2 protein-coding genes are annotated in these 1,176 nt (G+C 40.6%); both read right to left on the bottom strand.

The genetic code is table 11. The annotated features are described in order from the left end of the window. Window positions 1–117: 117 nt before the first annotated feature. Window positions 118–600, bottom strand: coding sequence for a hypothetical protein (locus IEY48_RS20250; protein WP_188923341.1), 483 nt, complete (start codon window positions 598–600; stop codon window positions 118–120). A gap of 459 nt (window positions 601–1,059) precedes the next feature. Next, a partial coding sequence (locus tag IEY48_RS20255) for an IS3 family transposase (RefSeq protein ID WP_133306622.1) occupies window positions 1,060–1,176 on the bottom strand: 117 nt, incomplete at its 5' end.

The following is a 1,176-nucleotide window of genomic DNA, read 5'->3' on the forward strand; positions in this document are numbered from 1 at the left end:
GTTTCAACTAATTTATTCATGCTCGTTCCTTTTTCTAATCACTCTTGGTCGAATGATCGGATCAAGGAACGAGCATTTAGTTCCTTTGGGGAGCTAATTTCTTATCCGAAGCTCAGGTTAGTTAATGCTCTCCCCCTTTGGCTTTCTTCTTGAGAGGTTTTTATCATCCACCCACTCGATGAATTCGTGACCTAAGAAGCTAATGAGTAGATTTCTTAATTCATCATGTGAAGTGGATTCGTCGACCTTGAATTTTTTCTGTAAGTCTTTAGTCCATAGAAAGTGTTCGCCGGGTTCAGCGTTGATAAATATAGCCTGATTTCCAAAGCTTTGATTCAGTCTTGCTGGCACGACTATTAGGTTGCTTTTTGAATACAACCCTTTACGCCCTCCGCTGTCATTTAGGGCAACTTTATGTGCCACATGAAAGTCTTTCTTTGACTTACCATTCACAATGGGGTTTGCCTTAGCAACTAACTTGTGACGTTCGTAATACGCCTCTAAGCCATTCATGCCATCTATGAGCTCTACACTACCGGCTCTTTTTCTTAAATCGTTAGCTAGTCTTGCACCAAAGGAGGTATTAAAGAAGCCCGTCATTCTTCCTTGTATACGTTTACAGTTACGACACCGTTCTGCTTTTGTGGTCTTCTGTTCTGGACAGGGAGTATTTAGGTAACCCTTACATATATGTTGAGTTGCTTTAGCTGATTTCCGCTGTAAAGCTTTCCTGCACGCTGAAGAGCAAGTTTTTGTTGTTAATCTGTTGGTAGTGAATTGTTTTTTACAGTTCTGACACCTGATTCGTTTACTTGTTTTCATTACTCAAATCCAAATGAAGTGTCACACATGACATGGCTCGAAAGGCTATTGTATCAAGGGTTTGGCCGCTAATGTTGTGAGCAATATCATTAACATTGAGTAATACCCGCTACTTTAACATCGTAGTTGTTTGTTGTATTCAACTCATGTGATTCGAGGTTAAGCAAAGAGGGGGCTGCTAAGGTATTCTTTTATTCTTGCTGCGCTGGTGAGACACAAACTGGTACACTGTACTGGTCAAGCCAAACTGGACACTTTTAATTGAGAATTTTCAAACTCTACCGGTGACAGATCACCATTAGCTGAATGAAGTCGCTCCAAGTTGTAATATTTCATGTAAGCCGTCACATCTTG

It is taken from the genome of Shewanella saliphila (assembly GCF_014648295.1).
GTDB lineage: Bacteria > Pseudomonadota > Gammaproteobacteria > Enterobacterales > Shewanellaceae > Shewanella > Shewanella saliphila.